This window comes from Trujillonella endophytica, assembly GCF_900110555.1.
Taxonomy (GTDB): domain Bacteria; phylum Actinomycetota; class Actinomycetes; order Mycobacteriales; family Geodermatophilaceae; genus Trujillonella; species Trujillonella endophytica.
The window spans coordinates 14076-32907 of sequence record NZ_FOEE01000010.1 but is presented as its reverse complement, the minus strand read 5'-3'; the positions used below and the strand labels follow the sequence as shown (position 1 = coordinate 32907).

Sequence of the window (18832 nt, the reverse complement as noted above, 5' to 3'; positions counted from 1 at the left end):
CCGCCGCACCACGTCGACCGTCAGGAGCGCTCGTGCCCCCCGCTGTGGACTCCGAGGCCGCGCTACGCGATCTCCTCGGCCGCATCGCGCCCGGGACGGCGCTGCGTGACGGCCTGGAGCGGATCCTGGCCGGACGCACCGGTGCCCTCATCGTGCTGGGCTACGACCGGGTCGTGGAGTCCATCTGCACCGGCGGGTTCGCCCTGGACGTGGCCCTCTCCGCCACCCGGCTGCGCGAGCTCGCCAAGATGGACGGCGCGGTCATCGTCTCCTACGACGGGCTGCGGATCGTGCGGGCCGGCGTCCACCTCATGCCGGACCCGACCGTGCCGACCGAGGAGTCGGGCACCCGGCACCGCACCGCCGAGCGGGTCGCCATCCAGACCGGCTTCCCGGTCATCTCGGTCAGCCAGTCGATGCACATCATCAGCGTCTACGTGACCGGCCGTCGGTACACCCTCGAGCACCCGACCACGATCCTCGCCCGGGCGAACCAGGCCCTGGCCGCGCTGGAGCGCTACAAGCTCCGCCTCGACGAGGTCGCCAGCACGCTGTCGGCGCTGGAGATCGAGGACCTGGTGACCGTCCGCGATGCGATGAGCGTGAGCCAGCGGCTGGAGATGGTGCGCCGGATCGCCGACGAGATCGAGGGCTTCGTCGTGGAGCTCGGCACCGACGGCCGCCTCCTCGCGCTGCAGCTGGACGAGATGCTCGCCGGCGTCGAGGAGGACCGCGGGCTCCTGGTGCAGGACTACCTGCCGGGCAACGGCCGCCGGACCCGCAGCACCGAGCACGTGCTCACCGACCTGCGGGCACTGTCGGCCACCGAGCTGCTCGACCTCTCCGCCGTCGCGCGGTGCTACGGCCTGCCCACCTCGGCCGAGGCGCTGGACTCCCCGGTCAGCCCCCGCGGCTACCGGCTGCTGGCCCGGGTGCCCCGCCTGCCCGCGGGCATCATCGACCGGCTGGTCGACCACTTCGGCGGGCTGCAGAAGCTGCTGGCCGCCACCATCGAGGACCTGCTCGCCGTGGAGGGCGTCGGCAAGGCCCGGGCCCGCGGTATCCGCGAGGGCCTGTCCCGGCTGGCCGAGACGTCGATCCTCGACCGCTACAGCTGACCCTCCGCCGGGGTCACTGCACGGTGAGGGGCGTGTCCCCGCTGACCTTGGTGTCGAGCCGGCCGCGAAGCACGTACTGACCCGGCTGGACCGCCGTCCGCTCCTCGGCGCAGGCCGGCTCGCTGGAGAGCCCGCTCCACACCAGCGGGAACACCACCTGCTCGCCGGGGGCGAGCGTGCGGACGTCGTCGCTGGACTCGGGCTGGCAGTCGTTGCTGCCCCACAGCCGGGTGCCCTGGCCGTCCAGCAGAACGATTTCCTGCAGCTCCAGGTCGAGGGTCCGCACGCAGGGCACCGAGGAGATGTTGGCGACGACGAGCTCGAGCGTGGGCGCGCTGCCCTGGGAGACCCCGCCCGGCGCGCGGACCTCGATGCCGATCATGTCGTCACCGCACGGATCGCCCGGCTGGGGGCCCGCGGGGGGCGGCGGCTCGGCCGTCGGGGTCGCCGGCGCCGTGGGCGTCTGCACGCTCGCCAGCGACGGGACGACGCGCTCCAGGGCCGGGGTTCCGGGCGCGGTCGACGTGCTGGCGGACGCGCTTCCGCCCGGGTCCCCGGAGCCGCCCGAGCCGCCGGTGAGCAGGGCGATCCCGAGCCACCCTCCGCCGCCGACGACGGCGAGCAGGAGGGCGAGCACCATCAGCCGACGCCGCCAGTAGACGGCGGCGGAGAGGGGCCCGACCGGGTGCAGCACGTCGAGAACCGTAGTGCGGCGCCGCGAGGCGGCCGGGTCCGGCACGCCGGGTCTCGCGGACGGCACACTGGACCCCCGTGGACAGCACCGCTCCGTCGCCGCCGGTACCGCCGGGGAGCACCGGCCCCGCCCTCGGCGAGGCGCTCGTCGACTGGTACGCCGGCGCCGCCCGCGACCTGCCCTGGCGGCGACCGGACACCGACCCGTGGGCGGTGCTGGTCAGCGAGGTGATGCTCCAGCAGACCCCGGTCGTCCGCGTGGAGCCGGTCTGGCGCGAGTGGCTGGCGCGCTGGGCCACGCCGGCGGCCCTGGCGGCCGCCTCGCCGGCCGAGGTGATCCGGGCCTGGGGCAAGCTCGGCTACCCCCGGCGGGCCCTCCGGCTGCGCGAGACCGCTGTCGCCCTCGTGGAGCGCCACGGCGGCCGGGTACCCGACGAGGTCCCCGCCCTGGAGGCCCTGCCCGGCGTGGGCACGTACACCGCCCGCGCCGTGGCCTGCTTCGGTCACGGGCAGGTGCAGCCGGTCGTGGACACCAACGTGCGCCGGGTCGTGGCCCGCCTGGTGCACGGGCGCGCGGAGGCGCTGCCGGCGCGGGCCGCGGACCTCACCGACGTCGCCGCGCTCACCCCCGCCGACCCCGACCGGGCGGTCCGATTCTCGGTCGCGGTCATGGAGCTCGGGGCACTCGTCTGCGTGGCCCGCACGCCGCGCTGCGGGGCCTGCCCGGTGCGGCTGTCCTGCGCCTGGCGGCTGGCGGGCAGCCCCGCGTCCGATGGGCCCCCCAAGCGGGTGCAGCGGTTCGCGGGGACCGACCGGCAGGTCCGCGGTCGGCTGCTCGACGTCCTGCGGGCCGCTCCGGGGCCCGTGCCCGCAGCGGCCCTGGAACCCGCTTGGGACGACGCCGCGCAGCGGAGCCGGTGCCTGGACTCGCTGCTGGTCGACGGGCTGGTCGAGCAGCTGCCCGACGGCCGGTTCCGCCTGCCCGCCGGTTGATCATCGGCAGGTGGTCGCGAGCCACGCCGACGCGGGCAGCCAGCTGCCGATGATCACCGAGGGGTCCGGGGGATCACGGAGGGGCTCGGGGACGACGACAGGGGCCGCCCCGCCCACCGGAGTGGACGGAGCGGCCCCTGTCAGGCCGCTGCCCGGTCCCGCCGCGGACTCGCGAGCGGCGGGGGCAGAGGGTCCTTCTGCTACTCGGCCTTCTTGAGGCTCGGGCCCTCGCCCTCCTCGCCGTCGGCGCCCGAGAGCGCCACCGGCGGGGTGTCGGGCAGGTCGATCGGCTTGGCCTCGCCGCGGAAGGTGAACTTCTGCGCCGGGCCCTCGGCGTCGTCGACGTCCACCACGATGATCTGACCCGCGGTCAGTTCGCCGTAGAGGATCTTCTCGCTCAGCGCGTCCTCGATCTCGCGCTGGATGGTGCGGCGCAGCGGCCGGGCACCCAGCACCGGGTCGAAGCCACGGGCGGCGAGCAGCTTCTTCGCCGCCGGCGTGATCTCCAGAGCCATGTCCTTGTTCGCCAGCTGACCCTCGACCCGGGCGACCATGAGGTCGACGATCGTGATGATCTCGTTCTCGGTCAGCTGGTGGAACACGACGATGTCGTCGATGCGGTTGAGGAACTCGGGCCGGAAGTGCTGCTTGAGCTCCTCGTTGACCTTGAGCTTCATCCGCTCGTAGTTGCTCGTCGAGTCGTTCCCGGCCTGGAAGCCGAGGCCGACCGCCTTGGAGATGTCCCGCGTACCGAGGTTGGTCGTGAGGATCAGGATCGTGTTCTTGAAGTCCACGATCCGGCCCTGACCGTCGGTGAGCCGACCGTCCTCCAGCACCTGCAGGAGCGTGTTGAACACGTCCGCGTGCGCCTTCTCGATCTCGTCGAAGAGGACCACCGAGAACGGCTTGCGCCGCACCTTCTCGGTGAGCTGTCCACCCTCGTCGTAACCGACGTAGCCGGGAGGCGCACCGACGAGGCGGGAGACCGTGAAGCGGTCGTGGAACTCGCCCATGTCGATCTGGATGAGCGCGTCGTCCTCGCCGAACAGGAAGTTGGCCAGCGCCTTGGCGAGCTCGGTCTTACCGACGCCCGAGGGGCCGGCGAAGATGAACGAGCCACCGGGGCGGCGCGGGTCCTTGAGGCCCGCGCGGGTGCGCCGGATCGCCTGGCTGACGCTCTTGATGGCCTCTTCCTGGCCGATGATCCGCTTGTGGAGCTCGTCCTCCATGCGGAGCAGCCGGGAGGTCTCCTCCTCGGTCAGCTTGAACACGGGGATGCCGGTCCAGTTGGCGAGGACCTCGGCGATCTGCTCGTCGTCGACCTCGGCGACGACGTCCATGTCGCCGGCCTTCCACTGCTTCTCGCGCTCGGCCTTCTCGGCGAGGAGGGTCTTCTCCTTGTCGCGCAGCGACGCCGCCTTCTCGAAGTCCTGCGCGTCGATCGCCGACTCCTTCTCGCGGCGAACGCCCGCGATCTTGTCGTCGAACTCGCGCAGGTCCGGCGGGGCGGTCATCCGCTTGATCCGCATCCGGGCGCCGGCCTCGTCGATCAGGTCGATCGCCTTGTCCGGCAGGAAGCGGTCGGAGATGTACCGGTCGGCCAGCGTCGCGGCGGCGACCAGGGCGCCGTCGGTGATGCTGATCCGGTGGTGCGCCTCGTAGCGGTCGCGCAGGCCCTTGAGGATCTCGATGGTGTGCTGCAGCGTCGGCTCGCCGACCTGGATGGGCTGGAACCGCCGCTCGAGCGCGGCGTCCTTCTCCAGGTGCTTGCGGTACTCGTCGAGCGTGGTCGCGCCGATGGTCTGCAGCTCACCGCGGGCCAGCATCGGCTTGAGGATGCTGGCGGCGTCGATCGCGCCCTCCGCGGCACCGGCCCCGACGAGGGTGTGGATCTCGTCGATGAACAGGATGATGTCGCCGCGGGTGCGGATCTCCTTGAGGACCTTCTTGAGCCGCTCCTCGAAGTCACCGCGGTAGCGGCTGCCCGCCACCAGGGCGCCGAGGTCCAGCGTGTAGAGCTGCTTGTCCTTCAGCGTCTCGGGGACCTCGCCCTTGACGATCGCCTGGGCCAGGCCCTCGACGACGGCGGTCTTGCCCACGCCGGGCTCCCCGATGAGGACGGGGTTGTTCTTCGTGCGGCGGGACAGCACCTGCATGACCCGCTCGATCTCCTTGGCCCGCCCGATCACCGGGTCGAGCTTGGAGTCGCGGGCGGCCTGGGTGAGGTTGCGGCCGAACTGGTCGAGCACCAGCGAGGTCGACGGCGTGCCCTCGGCGGGCCCGCCGGCCGCGGCCGGCTCCTTGCCCTGGTAGCCGGAGAGCAGCTGGATGACCTGCTGGCGGACGCGGTTGAGGTCGGCGCCCAGCTTCACGAGCACCTGGGCGGCGACGCCCTCGCCCTCGCGGATCAGGCCGAGCAGGATGTGCTCGGTGCCGATGTAGTTGTGGCCGAGCTGCAGCGCCTCGCGCAGGGACAGCTCGAGCACCTTCTTGGCGCGCGGGGTGAAGGGGATGTGACCGGACGGGGCCTGCTGGCCCTGGCCGATGATCTCCTCCACCTGCTGCCGGACACCCTCCAGCGAGATGCCGAGAGACTCGAGGGCCTTGGCGGCAACGCCCTCACCCTCGTGGATCAGGCCCAGGAGGATGTGCTCGGTGCCGATGTAGTTGTGGTTGAGCATCCTGGCCTCTTCTTGGGCCAGGACGACCACGCGGCGGGCTCGGTCGGTGAACCGTTCGAACATCTGCTGCTTCTCCTTCGACCGGCTGGTCCGGCACCGCCCTCCCCGTCTGTGGGGAGGAGCACCCGACGTCCGTCGGCGCGCGGGGCACCGGTCTTTCCACTGTAGTCGCGGACTCCGACTCCCCGTCGGCACACGGCCGAGGGTGGGGAGGAGGAGTTGTCCGGTCCAACTGATGCTGACGGGACGGTGTTCCGCTCCTGTTACGCCGTGAGCGGACGCGGAGACGACGACGGCCCGGCCCCCCGAAGGGAGCCGGGCCGTCGACGGACCTACCTGCCCCACCCCGAGCGGAGCAAGGGGTGGGCGGCGAGAGGTCCTTTCGCTAGTGCGCGGCCTCGTAGGCCTCGACCACGCTGGCCGGGATGCGGCCGCGGTCGCTCACCGCGTGCCCGTTCTTGCGGGCCCAGTCGCGGATCGCGCCGGCCTGCTCGCGGTCCATCCGGCCGCCGGTCGCCCGGGAGCGGCCGCCGCCGGAGGCCCGGCCACTGCCGCGCCCCACCTTGCGGGCCGCCTGCACGTACCGCGAGAACGCATCGCGCATGTCGCCGGCGTTCTTCTCCGACAGGTCGATCTCGTAACTCGTGCCGTCGAGGGAGAAACTCACCGTCTCGTCGGCGGGGAGGTTCTCGTCGAGGTCGTCACTCAGGATGACCTGCACCTTGCGCGCCATTCACATTCCCCACTTCTGTTTTCCCAGCCCCGTGATCGGATGGGTGCATCACCGTCGGCGACGGAAACGATTACACCACATCTTCCGACCATTCGCGGACTCGAATGCGCGCGGTCGCTAATGCAGGTGAGAACGGATACGTGCGTTCTCGGAAATCAGGACGTAATCGGCCGGACGAGCGGGAAGAGGATGGTCTCGCGGATGCCGAGTCCGGTCAGCGTCATCATGAGCCGGTCCAGCCCCATTCCCACTCCGCCGGTCGGGGGCATGCCGTACTCCAGCGCCTCGAGGAAGTCCTCGTCCAGCGCCATGGCCTCGGGGTCGCCCGCGGCGGCCAGCAGCGCCTGCTGGGTGAAGCGCTCCCGCTGGACGACGGGGTCGACCAGCTCCGAGTAGCCGGTCGCCCGCTCGATCCCGCCGATGTAGAGGTCCCACTTCTCGGCCAGGCCCGGCACCGACCGGTGCGCCCGCGTCAGCGGTGAGGTGTCGACCGGGTAGTCCAGGACGAACGTCGGCGCCTGCAGGTCGTGCTGGACCAGCGCCTCGAACAGTTCCTCGACGACCTTGCCCGGCAGCCACGCCGGATCGACGCCGATCTCGTGCCGCGCGGCCAGCGCCCGGAGGTGATCGGCCGGCGTCTGCGGGGTGACCTCCTCCCCCACCGCCGCGGAGACGAGGTCGTAGAGCCGTACCTGCGTCCACTCGCCGGAGAGGTCGATCTCGGTGCCGTCGTGGTGGCGCGCGACGTGGTCGCCGAACAGCGCCGCGCAGCACTCCTGGATCAGTTCGCGCGTCATGTCGGCGACGCCGGAGTAATCCATGTAGGCCGCGTAGTACTCGAGCATCGCGAACTCCGGCGAGTGCGAGCTGTCAGCGCCCTCGTTGCGGAAGTTGCGATTGATCTCGAACACGCGGTCCAGCCCGCCGACGATGCAGCGCTTGAGGAACAGCTCGGGCGCGATCCGCAGGTACAGATCGAGGTCGAACGCGTTCATGTGCGTGCGGAACGGCCGGGCCGAGGCGCCGCCGTGCACGGTCTGGAGCATCGGCGTCTCGACCTCGAGGAAACCGCGCGACGTGAGGCCGGCCCGCAACGTCGCGTTCACCGCGGCGCGCTGGCGAACGGTGCGGCGGGCCTCGTCGCGCACGATCAGGTCCACGTAGCGACGGCGGACGCGCAGTTCCTCGCTCATCGGCTTGTGCGCGACGGGCAGCGGCCGCAGCGCCTTCGCCGTCAGCTGCCAGGAGTCGGCGAAGACCGACAGCTCGCCGCGACGCGAGGTGCCCACCTCGCCGTTCACCAGCACCTGGTCACCGAGGTCGACGTCGGCCTTCCAGGCCGCCAGCGCCTCCTCGCCCACCCGGTCGCGGGAGAGCATCACCTGCAGTTCGGCGTCCCCCTCGCGCAGCGTCGCGAAGCAGAGCTTGCCGGTGTTGCGCGAGAAGATGACGCGGCCGGTGATCCCGGCGGTGGCGCCGGTCATGGTGTCCGGCTCGAGGTCGGGGTGAGCGGCGCGGACGTCGGCCAGGGTCGTCGTCCGGCCGACCTCCACCGGATAGGGGTCGACGCCGGCCTCGCGCAGCCGGTCCAGCTTGGCCCGGCGGACCCGCATCTGCTCCGGGAGTTCGTCGTCGGCCGGACCAGGCGGTTCCTCGCTCACGGAGCGTCAGCCTACGGTGCGGCCGGACGGCGCCCGGACGGGGAACGGTGCACCGCCTGGGAGCGCTCGAACGCCAGCCGCAGCCCGTGCACCGTCAGGTCCGGCTCGCGCTCGGAGACCGTCCGGCAGCTGTCGGCCACCAGCGGCGCCAGGCCCCCGGTGGCGACGACGGCCGGCGCGGTCCCGAACTGCTCGACCAGCTCGGCCGAGATCCGGGCGACCAGCCCGTCGACGAGGCCGGCGAAGCCGAGGACCAGGCCCGACTGCAGGGCCGCCACGGTGTTCTTGCCGATCGCCTGCGGTGGCACGGTCAACTCCACCGAGCGCAGCTGCGCCGCCCGGCTGGCGAGCGCGTCGAGGCTGACCTCCACCCCCGGGGCCAGGGCGCCGCCGAGGAACTGCCCCTCGGGGCCGACTGCGTCGACGTTGGTCGACGTGCCGAAGTCCACGACGACGACCGGCCGCCCCCGCCCGTCGCCGTCCCGCCCGAAGAACTCGTGCGCGGCCAGCGCGGTCACCACCCGGTCGGCGCCGACCTCCCGCGGGTTGTCGACGTGCAGCGGCACCCCGGTGCGCACGCCGGGCCCGATGAGCACGACAGGGACCTCGAGGGAGTCCAGCAGCTCGCGCAGCGCGGGCAGGAGCGCGGGCACGGTCGAGCAGGCGGAGACCCCGGTGACCTCGGTGTCGCGCAGCAGGCCCCGCCACACCATCCGCAGCTCGTCGGCGGTGACCCGCGGCTGGGTGGTCACCCGCCAGCACCCCACCCGCCGGTCGCCGTCGAAGGTGGCCAGCACGGTCTGGCTGTTGCCGACGTCCACGGTCAGCAGCACCGCTCACTCCCCCCGCAGGTCGAGCGCGAGGTCGAGGATCGGCGAGGAGTGCGTCAGCGCGCCCACCGACAGGTAGTCCACCCCGGTCGCGGCGACCTCCCGGGCGACGGCGAGGGTCAGCCCGCCGGTGGCCTCCAGCTCGGCGCGGTCGCCGACGGCGGCCACCACCTCGCGCAGCTGCGCCGGGGTCATGTTGTCCAGGAGCAGGAACTCCGCGCCGGCCTCGACCGCCTCCAGCGCCTGCGCGGGGGTGTCGGCCTCGACCTGCACCGGCACGCGGGGGGCCCGCTCCCGGACCGCCGCGACCGCCGCGGCCACCGAGCCCGCCGCGGCGACGTGGTTGTCCTTGACCATCGCGACGTCGTAGAGGCCCATCCGCTTGTTCGCCCCGCCACCGCACCGGACCGCGTACTTCTCCAGCGGCCGCAGCCCGGGGGTCGTCTTGCGGGTGTCGAGCACGGTCGCGCCGGTGCCGGCGATGGCGTCGGCCCACGCCCGGGTCGCGGTGGCGATGCCGCTGGCCCGGCTGGCGATGTTCAGCGCGCTGCGCTCGGCGGCCAGCAGGGCCCGCACCGGGCCCCGGACGGTCAGCAGGACGTCGCCGCGGCGCACGCGGTCGCCGTCGGCGGCCCCGGCGGTGATCGTGGCTCCCGGCGCCAGCCGGGCGAAGACGCGGGCAGCGACCGGCAGCCCGGCCACGACGCCGTCGGCGCGCGCGACCAGGTCGGCCGTGCCGAGCTGCCCCGGCTGCACCGTGGCGGCACTGGTGACGTCGTAGGCGACGGCGAGGTCGGGGGCCGACGGCAGGACCGCGCCGCCGGTGAGGTCCTCGGCCAGGGTGCTCTCGACGAGCGCGTCGACCCAGGCCTCCTCCAGCCCGGTCCCCTCCAGCGACCGGGGATCCGCGCTCACGATTCCCCCCGCTCGCCTGCGCAAAGGGCTGACCGACGGCTCACCACGGCCTCCGTTCGCCTACGCGGGGCGCTCCGCTCCTCGCTCGTCCCTCGCTGCGATGCTCACGCCCCTGACGGCTCACCACGGCAGCACCACCGGCGTCCCCACGGCCCGACGCGTCAGGTGCAGCTCGCCCATGCTGTCCAGCCGCACGTCCAGGTGCACCCGCCAGTCGTCGGAGGTGTCGGGGTGGTCCTCGCGCCAGTGGCAACCGCGCGTCTCCTCGCGGGCCGCGGCGGCGGCGGTGACCGCGCCGGCCACCGTCAGCAGGTCCGTCGCCTCCCAGCTGGCCACGCCGGGGGTGGCGCCGGGGCCCTCCCCCAGCGCCTGCGCGAGGCCCGCCAGGGTGGTGACCGCAGCGGCGAGGCCCGCGCCCGAGCGCAGCGCCGCGACGGATCCCGACATCGTCTCGGTGACCCGCCGGCGGCCGGCCGGGTCGAGCAACCCCGACAGCGCCGGCGCCCCGGCCAGCGGAGCGGCGGGCAGCGGCAGCGACCGGGCCAGCTCGGCGCCGATGCGTGCGGCGAAGACCAGGCCCTCCAGCAGGGAGTTCGACGCCAGCCGGTTCGCGCCGTGCACGCCGGTGCTCGCGACCTCGCCGCAGGCGTACAGCCCGGGCACGGTCGTGCGGCCGGACAGGTCGGTGACCAGGCCGCCGGAGGCGTAGTGCGCGGCCGGCGTGACCGGCACCAGGTCGGTGAGCGGGTCGATGCCCGCCTCCCGGCAGCGCGCCACGATCGTCGGGAAGCGCTCGGCCAGGCCCGGGATCGACCGGGCGTCGAGCCAGACGTGCCGGACGGCGTCGCGCAGTTGCACGCGGGTGATGGCCTTGGCGACGACGTCGCGCGGCGCGAGCTCGGCCAGCGGGTGCACGCCGACCATGAACCGCTGCCCGGTGCCGTCGCGCAGCACCGCGCCCTCGCCGCGCAGCGCCTCGCTGACCAGCGGCTGCTGCCCGCGGACGTCGGGGCCCAGGTAGAGCGCGGTGGGGTGGAACTGCACGAACTCCAGGTCGGTGGCCACGGCTCCGGCGCGCAGGCCGAGCGCCACGCCGTCGCCGGTCGAGACCGACGGGTTGGTCGTGGCGGCGTAGATCTGCCCCATCCCGCCGGTGGCGAGCACGACCGCGCGGGCGCGCACGGCGCCCACGCCGTCGGCGCTGCCCTCGCCGAGCACGTGCAGGGTGACGCCGGCGGCGCGGCCCTGGCCGTCGCGGAGGAGGTCCAGCACCATCGCGTGCTCGACCAGCGTGACCCCCGGGTCCGCGCGCACCGCCTCGTGCAGCGCGCGCTGCACCTCCGAGCCGGTGGCGTCGCCGCCGGCGTGCACGATCCGGTCGGCGGAGTGCCCGCCCTCCCGGGTGAGCAGCAGCCGGCCGCCGGGATCGCGGTCGAAGGCCGCGCCCCACCCGATCAGCTGGGCCAGCCGCTGGGGCCCCTCGGTCACCAGCGCGCGGACGGCGTCGGGCTCGCACAGCCCCACACCCGCGATCTCGGTGTCGAGGGCGTGGGCCTCGGCGCTGTCCGCGGGGTCGAGCACGGCGGCGATCCCGCCCTGCGCCCACCGCGTCGACCCGTCGTCGACACCGACCTTGGTGACGACGGCGACCGACAGCCCGGCCGCGCGGGCGTGCAGCGCGACACAGAGCCCGGCGATCCCGGAGCCGACGACGCAGACGTCGGCGGCCAGCTCCCAGCCCGGGTCGGGCGCGGCCAGCCGCAGCGGGAGTCCGGTGACGGTGCCGCTCGCGGCGAGCGTCACCGAACCGGGACGCCGAGGTCGCTGCGCCGCTGGTCGGTCGCGCCCGGGACCGGGGCCGAGGGGTCACCGCCGAGCTCGACGATGCGGTTCGCGCCGTCGACGTGCACGACCTTGGGGATGTAGGCCTTCGCCTCGGTCTCGTCCATCACCCCGTAGCTGATCATGATGACCATGTCGCCGGGGTGCACCAGGTGCGCGGCGGCGCCGTTGATGCCGATGACGCCGGTCCCCCGCTCGCCGGGGATGACGTAGGTCTCCAGCCGGGCACCGTTGGTGATGTCGACGATGGCGACCTGCTCGCCGGGGATCAGGTCGGCGGCGTCGAGGAGGTCCTCGTCGATGGTGACCGAGCCGACGTAGTGCAGGTCGGCCTGCGTGACGGTGGCCCGGTGGATCTTGGACTTCAGCATCGTGCGCATCATCGGGGGCCTCCGAGGGTGACCGGAACGTTGTCGAGGAGTCGGGTGCTGTCGGCGCGGGCGGCCAGCAGCAGGCGGGCGGGGCCGGCGGACGGCGCCGGGCGCAGGTCGGGGTCGGTGAGCTCGAGGTAGTCGGGCACGAGCTCGGGCGCGGTCGCGAGCACCTCGCGGGCGGCGGCGAGCACCGCCTGCGCGCCGCGGGGGCCGGCGTCCGCCCCGGCACGCAGCGCTCGGTTCAACGTGGCCGAGGTGGCCCGCTGTTCCGCCGACAGGTACCGATTGCGGGAGGACAGTGCCAGCCCGTCGTCCTCCCGGACGGTCGGCACGCCGATCACCTCCACCGGCAGGACCAGCTCCCGGGCCATGGCCCGGATGAGCACCAGCTGCTGGTAGTCCTTCTCGCCGAAGAACGCCGCGTCCGGCCGGACCAGGCCGAAGAGCTTGGCGACGACGGTCAGCACGCCGGCGAAGTGGCCGGGCCGGACGGCGCCCTCGAGCACGGCACCCAGCGGCCCCGGGTCGACGGTCACGCCGAGCGCGCCGGGCCGGTAGACGTCCTCGACGCCGGGGTGGAAGACGAGATCGGTGCCCTCCTCGGCCAGCGCGGCCAGGTCGGCGTCCCAGGTGCGCGGATACCGGTCGAAGTCCTCGCCGGGGCCGAACTGGGTCGGGTTGACGAAGACCGAGACGACGACGGCGTCGCACTGCTCGCGGGCAGCGCGCACGAGCGTGCGGTGGCCCTCGTGCAGGGCCCCCATCGTCGGCACGAGCGCCACGCGGCCGGGCAGCCGCGCGCGCAGGGCGGCGAGGTCCGCGGCCGACTCGGCGACGCGCGGACGGGAGGAGACCGTCACCGGGAGCCGGCCGTGTCGCCGTAGCGGGCGGCGTCCAGCAGGTCCAGCAGCGGGGCACCCTCGTGCCGCTTGAGCCGGCCGGCGGCCAGCGCGCGCTCGGTGGTCCGGGTCGCCATCGCCACGTAGGCGGCGACGGACTGCGGGGCCCGCTCGGCCAGGGTCTCCAGGTGATCGCGGACCGTGCCGACGTCGCCCCGGCTGACCGGGCCGGTGAGCCCGCGGTCGCCGCGGCGGAGACCGTTGTCCAGCGCGGCGGTGAGCAGCGGGGCCAGCACCCGGGAGGGGTCCCCGACCCCGGCCGCCCGCAGCAGGTCGGCGGCCTCGGCGACGAGCGTGACCAGGTGGTTGGCGCCCGTCACCAGCGCGGCGTGGTACAGCCGCCGGTCGGCCTCGGCCACGAAGAAGGGCTCCCCGCCCATCTCCAGCACCAGGGTCTCGGCGACGGGCCGGTACTCCGGCGCGCTGGTCACCCCGAACGGGGCGCCGGTGAGCCGCTCGGCGTCCTCGGGGGCGCCGGTGAAGGTCATGGCGGGGTGCAGCGCCAGCGGCAGGACGCCGATCCGCGCCGCCGGCTCCAGCACGGCCAGGCCGTGCGCGCCGGAGGTGTGGAAGGCCAGCTGGCCCGGGCGCCAGGCGCCCGTCTCGGCCAGACCGGCGACCAGCCCGGCCAGCGTGTCGTCGGGAACGGCGAGGACGACGAGGTCCGCGGCGGCGACGACCTCGTCGGCGGGCAGTAGAGGGACGCCGGGCAGCAGGCGGCCGGCGCGCTCGGCGGAGGCGGCCGAGAGCCCGGAGGCGGCGACCACGTCGTGGCCGGCGGCGGCCAGGGCGGCGCCGAGGACGGCACCGACGCGGCCTGCGCCGATGACGCCCACGCGGAGGCGGGCGGGAGCGCTGGCGGCGGACGGCAGTCCGGCGGCGCGCGGGGTCCTGCGGGCAGCAGGCATGCGGTGCTCCTCGTTCCAGTCCCGTGCGGGTACCGGACGTCGGTCGGTCTCCCCCTTCGGAGACCGGCGGGGTCGTGCGGGGTGGTGCCGGGTGGTGCAGGTGGCGCGCTCCCCGCTGCGACCAGCTGTGTCACGCGGGTGTCGTGCCGATGGCGAGTGTGTGACCGGCTCGCGCCCGGTGCAACGTCAGGGGGCTGTGGGGTCGGTCACGGGCGCCGGCGCGCGAGCCAGAGCCGGGCTCTCTACCGTGACGCGGCAACCGACCGACGCCGAGGGGCAGGGAGCACATGGGCGACCTCGAGGGACGTACCGCGCTGGTCACCGGCGCCAGCCGGGGCATCGGCCTGGCGATCGCGCAGAGCCTGGTCCGGCGGGGTGCGCGGGTGGTGGTCACCGCGCGCAGGCCCGAGGCGCTGACCGAGGCGGTGACCGCGCTGGGCGGCCCGGACGTCGCCGTCGGCGTGGCCGGGAACGCGGGTGACGCCGAGCACCGCGCCGAGGCCGTCGCCACCGCCGTCGACACGTTCGGCAGCCTCGACATGCTGGTCGGCAACGTCGGCATCAACCCGGTCCACGGGCCGATGGTCGACCTGGACCTCGCCGCGTTCCGCAAGATCCTCGACACCAACGTCGTCGCCACCCTCGGCCTGGTGCAGGAGGCGTGGCGGGCGTGGATGGCCGAGCACGGCGGATCGGTGCTGGTCGTGGCCTCCGTGGCCGGCCTCAAGGCCTCCCCCGGCATCGCCGGGTACGGCGTCAGCAAGGCGGCGCTGATCAACCTGGTCACCCAGCTGGCGGTGGAGCTCGGCCCGGGCGTTCGGGTCAACGCGGTCGCCCCGGCCGTGGTGAAGACCCGGTTCGCCGGCGCCCTGTACGAGGGCCGCGAGGCCGAGGCCGCGCAGGCCTATCCGGCCGGCCGGCTCGGCGAACCCGAGGACGTCGGCGAGGCCGCGGCCTACCTGCTCGGCGACGGCGCGGGGTGGGTCACCGGCCAGACCCTCGTGCTCGACGGCGGCTCGCTCTCCCGCGGCCCGGCCTAAGCGCAACTTCCTGACGGGAGCCGAGCAGCGGGGCCTGCATCAGTGCCGGCCGAGCACCCGCGCCAGGACGTCGTCCTCCTCGTCGTCGTCCCGATAGCGGTGCCGGCGGCGACCGGACGCCGCCGCGTTCGCCCGGCTCTCGGCCAGGATCTGCGCGAGCCGGGCCTCCCCCGGCGTGGGGATGGCCGGCGTCTGCACCGTGAGCGGTTCGACCGGCAGGGGCTCGGGGGGCAGGGGCTCGGGGGGCAGGGGCTCGGGGGGCAGGGGCGCCGGTGGCCGCGGCCACGCGTCGAGCTCCGACACCGCCTGCACCGATGCCAGGGGCTGCTCGACCGTCAGCTGCTCGGCCGGGGGCGCGTCGTCGGTGCGACGGCGACGACGGGACGAGTCGGCCGGGACGGGCGCCCGGTACGAGTCCGGGATCGGGGAGACCGGCTCCTGGACGTGGGCCTGCTGCTGGGCCCGGATGCCCTGCAGCGCCTCGTACCCGCGGGTGACGGGCGCCCCGGGAGCGGGCTCCGGCGGGCGCACCTCGGCTCCGGGCTCCGGCCGGTGCACCTCGGCCACGGGCTCCGGCCGGTGCACCTCGGGCGCCACGGGCTGCGGTGCGGGGGCGTCGAGCCGGACCGCGGGCCAGCCCCCCGACAGCTCGCGGGGCGTCTCGTCGGACCAGCTCACCGACTCGATCGTGCGGGTGCTGGGCCCCTCGACCGTGCCGACGGGGCCCGTCCCGAGCGGGCCGCGGGAGGACTGGGTCCGCATGACCACCCGCTCGAGGAACATCTCGCTGGACAGCTGCTCGGTGAGCTCCGCGCGCAGCCGGCCCACGTCGGCGCGCAGGTCGGCGAGCTGGCCGAGCTCGGTCCGGGCGTCGGCGACCCGGGCCACGTCCTCGCGCAGGGCGCCGAGCGCCGCCATCTCCTGGCGGAGCGCGCCCAGCGCGGCCACGTCGGAGCGCAGCGCCCCCAGCGCCGCCACGTCGGAGCGCAGCGCCCCCAGCGCCGCCACGTCGGAGCGCAGCGCCCCCAGCGCCGCCACGTCCGAGCGCAGCGCGGTCAGTCCGGCGACCTCCCGGCGCAGTGCCGTGAGCTCCGCGCGCATGGCGTCGTCGGCCTCGCGGCGCAGCCGGTTGTCCGTCGCCTGCTCGTGCTCCCGGCGACCCGCCGCCTCGCGGGCGAGCTCCAGCTCACGAGCCCGGCCCGGGCCGGCGCCATCGTCGGCTCCCCCACGCCGCCGCCCGGCCGCCAGCAGCGCGAGGACGAACGCCCACGCGCCGCCGACGACGGCCAGCCGGAGGATCTGCGGGTCGTCGGTCAGGAAGACGACGACGGTGGCGGCGACGGCCAGCACCGCGCCGAGCGCCAGACCCGCGGTGCGCCAGAGCGCGGGCGGGGACCCGGCGGAGGGGTGAGCGGCGCCGCTCGACTCGCCCAGCTCTCCGCGCATGACCGCAAGGGTAACGGTGCGAGGGCTCCCGCTCACGCTCCGAACGGCTGCCGAGATCCAGAAGTCACCGGCGCCCCGCTCAGCCCTCGGCCAGAGCGCCGTCCGAGCTGAGCACGAGCCCGACGGAGACCTCGCCGCCGAGGATGGCGTTCTTGCTCAGCGGGCCACCGGCGTCCAGCGGGACGAACTCGGCGAACCGCAGCCCGTAGGTCTCCTCGAGCCCGAGCTGGCAGAACGGCCGGGTGGGGCACTCCTCCGGGCCACCGAGGACCAGCGAGCCGTCGCCGCAGGCGTCGGCCAGCTCGGAGAGCGTGCTGATGCCGAGCTCGTCGGCGAACTCCTGCGTCACGGCGAAGGCGTTCTGGTCCACGGCCTCGGCCGGCTGGCCGAAGACCAGGCCGGCCTGGTCGGCGAGCGGCCGCGCGGCGCCGGCCGTCTCCTGCGCGTCGTTGGTGGCCACCGGGTCGGCGTCGGGGCCGTTGAACTCGGCGTTGAGCGCCTCGGTGACGGTGGCCAGGTACTCGGGGAAGACCTGGATCTCCGCGCCGGAGCGCAGCGCCGGCAGGTACAGCTCGCGGCTGCCCACCGTGCGGACCTCGGTGTCGAAGCCGGCGGCGTCCAGGGTCAGCGCATAGATCGTGGCGAGGACCTCGGACTCGCTCCAGTCGGTGGCCCCGACCACGATGGCGCCGCTGCCCTGCTCCAGGCCCTCGGTGACGCCGTTCTCCTCGACCCACTCCGCCGCGACCTCGTCGACGGTGCGGCGCTCCAGGTCGACCGCGGCGTTGAGCCCGATCAGCTCCTCGGTCGTCAGCGCCGCCGACACCGCGTCGAGCGCGGGCACCAGGGCCGGCTGCGCGGACGCGGTCGCGCCGTTGACCGCGGGGACGATGTTGTCGGCCAGCTGCAGCTCCTGGTCGTCCTCGAGGACGACGAGCTGCTCGCCGGGGATCGGCGCGCAGGCGTCCCCGCTGGCCGAGCCACCGCTGGTCTCACCGCCGCCGGTGCCGGACGAGCCGGAGTCGCCGCACGCCGCGGTGGCCAGCACCGCCGCGATCGCCAGGGGGGTGAGGAACCGCGTACGCCTCGTCACAACTGCCCGCCTTCTGTGTCCCGTCGGCCCACAGGGGCCCGACGCGTGTCTGGCGGGAGAACTCCCGCGCCGGTCATGCAACCCCCGCAGCGGCGGCAGCTCCAACTGTCCGGCCGATGTGTTGCCGCCTTGTTATGCGAGCGGCGCGATCACAGCGGGATGCCGGACGCCGTGGGCTCGGGCCTGCCTACGGCGGCGTCGGTGCGCGGTACGCGGCGGAACGGCAGCCGCCGCTGGCCGGGCGTCACCGCCCAGGAGAGGACGACGAGCGCCAGTTCGGTCAGCAGGGCCAGGGCCGCCACCAGGATCGCGCCGGCGATCATGACGCCGTAGTCGCGCTGCCCGAAGCCCAGGTTGATCAGCCGCCCGAGCCCGCCGCCACCGACCAGGGCGGCGAGCGTCGCGGTGGCCACGACCTGCACCGTCGCCGTCCGGATGCCGGTGAGCACCAGCGGCGCGGCCAACGGGACGTCGACGCGGCGCAGCACCTGGCCGCGGGACATCCCCATCGCCCGGGCGGCCTCACGGACCTCGGCGTCCACGCCGCGGAACCCGACGAAGGTGTTGGTGAGGATCGGCGGGATCGCGAACACGGCCAGCGCGATGGCCGTGGCCCGGTTGCCGAAGCCGATCGGCGAGACCGCGAAGAGGGTGAGCAGCGCCAGGGTCGGGATCGCGCGGCTGACGTTGGACACGACCACGACCACGCCCGAGCCGCGCCGCGCCGATCCGAGCGCCGCGCCGATCGGGAGCGCGATCACCATCGCGGCCGCGACCGCGACCGCCGAGACCGCGACGTGCTCGGCGAGCAGGTCGAGGATGCCGTTGCGCCGGGTCCAGTTGAACGGGTCGTTGAGGTAGGTGATCGCCCGCTCGAAGTCGTTCACGCCGGCCCCCTCACGACCGCGCCGCCCGCGCCCACGGGGTCAGCAGCCGCTCGATGCCGGCGAGCAGCAGGTCGGCGACCAGCGCCAGGAGCACGCAGCCGACCGCGCCGGTGACGATCTCCGCCCGGTACTCGTTGGCGTTCAGCCCGCCGGTGATGAGCTGACCGAGCCCGCCGTGCCCCACCAGCACGCCCACCGTCGTGAGCGCCACGGTGGACACGGTGGCGATGCGCAGCCCGGCCATGAACGCCGGCAGGGCCAGGGGGAGGTCCACGCGGAGGAACAGCTGCAGCGGGCCCATGCCCATCCCTCGCGCGGCCTCGCGCACGTCGGCGGGCACACCCTGGAGGCCGGCGAGGAAGTTGCGGACGAGGATCACCAGCGAGTACGCGGTCAGGCCGACCAGGACGGTCGTGGCCGACAGCCCCGTGAGCGGGAAGACGAAGGCGAACATCGCCAGCGACGGGATCGTGTAGACGACCGTCGACAGGGCGAGAACCGGCCCGGCGAGCCACCGGCCGCGGCGGGCGAGCAGGGCCAGCGGGAGCGCGATGGCGGCGCCGATGGCCACCGCCGCGACGGTCAGCCAGACGTGCTCGCGCAGGTGGCCCACAATGGTGTCCCAGTTGTCCGAGACGTACGACGGGTCGAACCAGGGGTTCGGTGCCTCGTCGACCGCGAGCACCACGTCGCTCGCCGCGCCCATCAGGGGCGCACCG

17 protein-coding genes are annotated in these 18832 nt (G+C 74.5%); 3 read left to right on the top strand and 14 right to left on the bottom strand.

The features are described 5' to 3' along the window. Positions 1-32: 32 nt before the first annotated feature. Positions 33-1118: a DNA integrity scanning diadenylate cyclase DisA gene (gene disA / locus BMY88_RS15795; protein ID WP_091945489.1), complete on the top strand. Its 1086-nt coding sequence runs from the start codon at positions 33-35 to the stop codon at positions 1116-1118. 13 nt (positions 1119-1131) lie between these two features. On the opposite strand, the gene BMY88_RS15790 is transcribed toward disA, so the two are convergent. Beyond that, positions 1132-1812 carry a MucR family transcriptional regulator gene (locus BMY88_RS15790; protein ID WP_091945486.1) on the bottom strand — a complete coding sequence of 227 codons (681 nt, stop codon included), beginning with the start codon at positions 1810-1812 and terminating at the stop codon, positions 1132-1134. A 77-nt stretch (positions 1813-1889) separates the two neighbouring features. Between BMY88_RS15790 and BMY88_RS15785 the strand changes: the two genes are divergently transcribed. Then, positions 1890-2804 carry an HhH-GPD family protein gene (locus BMY88_RS15785; RefSeq protein WP_091945483.1) on the top strand — a complete coding sequence of 305 codons (915 nt, stop codon included), beginning with the start codon at positions 1890-1892 and terminating at the stop codon, positions 2802-2804. 200 nt (positions 2805-3004) lie between these two features. On the opposite strand, the gene BMY88_RS15780 is transcribed toward BMY88_RS15785, so the two are convergent. From BMY88_RS15780 to BMY88_RS15740, 9 genes are all read right to left on the bottom strand, one after another. Further along, on the bottom strand, positions 3005-5548 hold the full coding sequence (locus BMY88_RS15780) for an ATP-dependent Clp protease ATP-binding subunit (RefSeq protein WP_091945480.1): 2544 nt from the start codon (positions 5546-5548) through the stop codon (positions 3005-3007). A 322-nt stretch (positions 5549-5870) separates the two neighbouring features. Then, positions 5871-6218, bottom strand: coding sequence for a histone-like nucleoid-structuring protein Lsr2 (locus BMY88_RS15775; protein WP_091945477.1), 348 nt, complete (start codon positions 6216-6218; stop codon positions 5871-5873). 155 nt (positions 6219-6373) lie between these two features. Beyond that, the gene (lysS, locus tag BMY88_RS15770) at positions 6374-7879 is read right to left on the bottom strand and encodes a lysine--tRNA ligase (protein WP_244524712.1); all 1506 of its coding nucleotides are present in this window, start codon (positions 7877-7879) and stop codon (positions 6374-6376) included. 11 nt (positions 7880-7890) lie between these two features. Then, positions 7891-8712, bottom strand: a complete 822-nt coding sequence (locus BMY88_RS15765; RefSeq protein WP_091945471.1) for a type III pantothenate kinase — start codon at positions 8710-8712, stop codon at positions 7891-7893. Between the two features lie 3 nt (positions 8713-8715). Further along, complete coding sequence (gene nadC / locus BMY88_RS15760; RefSeq protein WP_244524711.1) at positions 8716-9624, bottom strand: carboxylating nicotinate-nucleotide diphosphorylase; 909 nt, start codon at positions 9622-9624, stop codon at positions 8716-8718. Between the two features lie 120 nt (positions 9625-9744). Beyond that, complete coding sequence (locus BMY88_RS15755; protein ID WP_091945468.1) at positions 9745-11427, bottom strand: L-aspartate oxidase; 1683 nt, start codon at positions 11425-11427, stop codon at positions 9745-9747. Next, positions 11424-11837 carry an aspartate 1-decarboxylase gene (gene panD, locus BMY88_RS15750; protein WP_280138728.1) on the bottom strand — a complete coding sequence of 138 codons (414 nt, stop codon included), beginning with the start codon at positions 11835-11837 and terminating at the stop codon, positions 11424-11426. The genes BMY88_RS15755 and panD overlap by 4 nt, the downstream gene beginning before the upstream one ends. A gap of 8 nt (positions 11838-11845) precedes the next feature. Next, on the bottom strand, positions 11846-12700 hold the full coding sequence (gene panC / locus BMY88_RS15745; protein WP_091945462.1) for a pantoate--beta-alanine ligase: 855 nt from the start codon (positions 12698-12700) through the stop codon (positions 11846-11848). Next, on the bottom strand, positions 12697-13647 hold the full coding sequence (locus tag BMY88_RS15740; protein WP_091945459.1) for a Rossmann-like and DUF2520 domain-containing protein: 951 nt from the start codon (positions 13645-13647) through the stop codon (positions 12697-12699). The genes panC and BMY88_RS15740 overlap by 4 nt, the downstream gene beginning before the upstream one ends. 287 nt (positions 13648-13934) lie before the next feature. On the opposite strand from BMY88_RS15740, the gene BMY88_RS15735 reads away from it, so the two are divergent. Then, positions 13935-14687 carry an SDR family oxidoreductase gene (locus tag BMY88_RS15735; RefSeq protein WP_091945455.1) on the top strand — a complete coding sequence of 251 codons (753 nt, stop codon included), beginning with the start codon at positions 13935-13937 and terminating at the stop codon, positions 14685-14687. A 39-nt stretch (positions 14688-14726) separates the two neighbouring features. Here BMY88_RS15735 and BMY88_RS15730 read toward each other — a convergent pair whose 3' ends face one another. From BMY88_RS15730 to BMY88_RS15715, 4 genes are all read right to left on the bottom strand, one after another. Further along, positions 14727-16133 carry a DUF6779 domain-containing protein gene (locus tag BMY88_RS15730; protein WP_091945452.1) on the bottom strand — a complete coding sequence of 469 codons (1407 nt, stop codon included), beginning with the start codon at positions 16131-16133 and terminating at the stop codon, positions 14727-14729. Positions 16134-16212: 79 nt separating this feature from the next. After that, complete coding sequence (locus BMY88_RS15725) at positions 16213-17226, bottom strand: glycine betaine ABC transporter substrate-binding protein (RefSeq protein ID WP_091945449.1); 1014 nt, start codon at positions 17224-17226, stop codon at positions 16213-16215. Between the two features lie 149 nt (positions 17227-17375). Further along, complete coding sequence (locus tag BMY88_RS15720; RefSeq protein ID WP_091945446.1) at positions 17376-18113, bottom strand: ABC transporter permease; 738 nt, start codon at positions 18111-18113, stop codon at positions 17376-17378. A gap of 10 nt (positions 18114-18123) precedes the next feature. Beyond that, complete coding sequence (locus BMY88_RS15715) at positions 18124-18819, bottom strand: ABC transporter permease (RefSeq protein ID WP_091945443.1); 696 nt, start codon at positions 18817-18819, stop codon at positions 18124-18126. Positions 18820-18832: the final 13 nt, after the last annotated feature.

Bases quoted from the DNA above. Each gene is read 5' to 3' on its own strand.
- BMY88_RS15740 (WP_091945459.1), bottom strand. From the start codon at position 13,647: ATGCCTGCTGCCCGCAGGACCCCGCGCGCCGCCGGACTGCCGTCCGCC.
- BMY88_RS15730 (WP_091945452.1), bottom strand. From the start codon at position 16,133: ATGCGCGGAGAGCTGGGCGAGTCGAGCGGCGCCGCTCACCCCTCCGCC.
- BMY88_RS15715 (WP_091945443.1), bottom strand. From the start codon at position 18,819: ATGGGCGCGGCGAGCGACGTGGTGCTCGCGGTCGACGAGGCACCGAAC.
- BMY88_RS15775 (WP_091945477.1), bottom strand. From the start codon at position 6,218: ATGGCGCGCAAGGTGCAGGTCATCCTGAGTGACGACCTCGACGAGAAC.
- BMY88_RS15780 (WP_091945480.1), bottom strand. From the start codon at position 5,548: ATGTTCGAACGGTTCACCGACCGAGCCCGCCGCGTGGTCGTCCTGGCC.
- BMY88_RS15735 (WP_091945455.1), top strand. From the start codon at position 13,935: ATGGGCGACCTCGAGGGACGTACCGCGCTGGTCACCGGCGCCAGCCGG.
- panD (WP_280138728.1), bottom strand. From the start codon at position 11,837: ATGCTGAAGTCCAAGATCCACCGGGCCACCGTCACGCAGGCCGACCTG.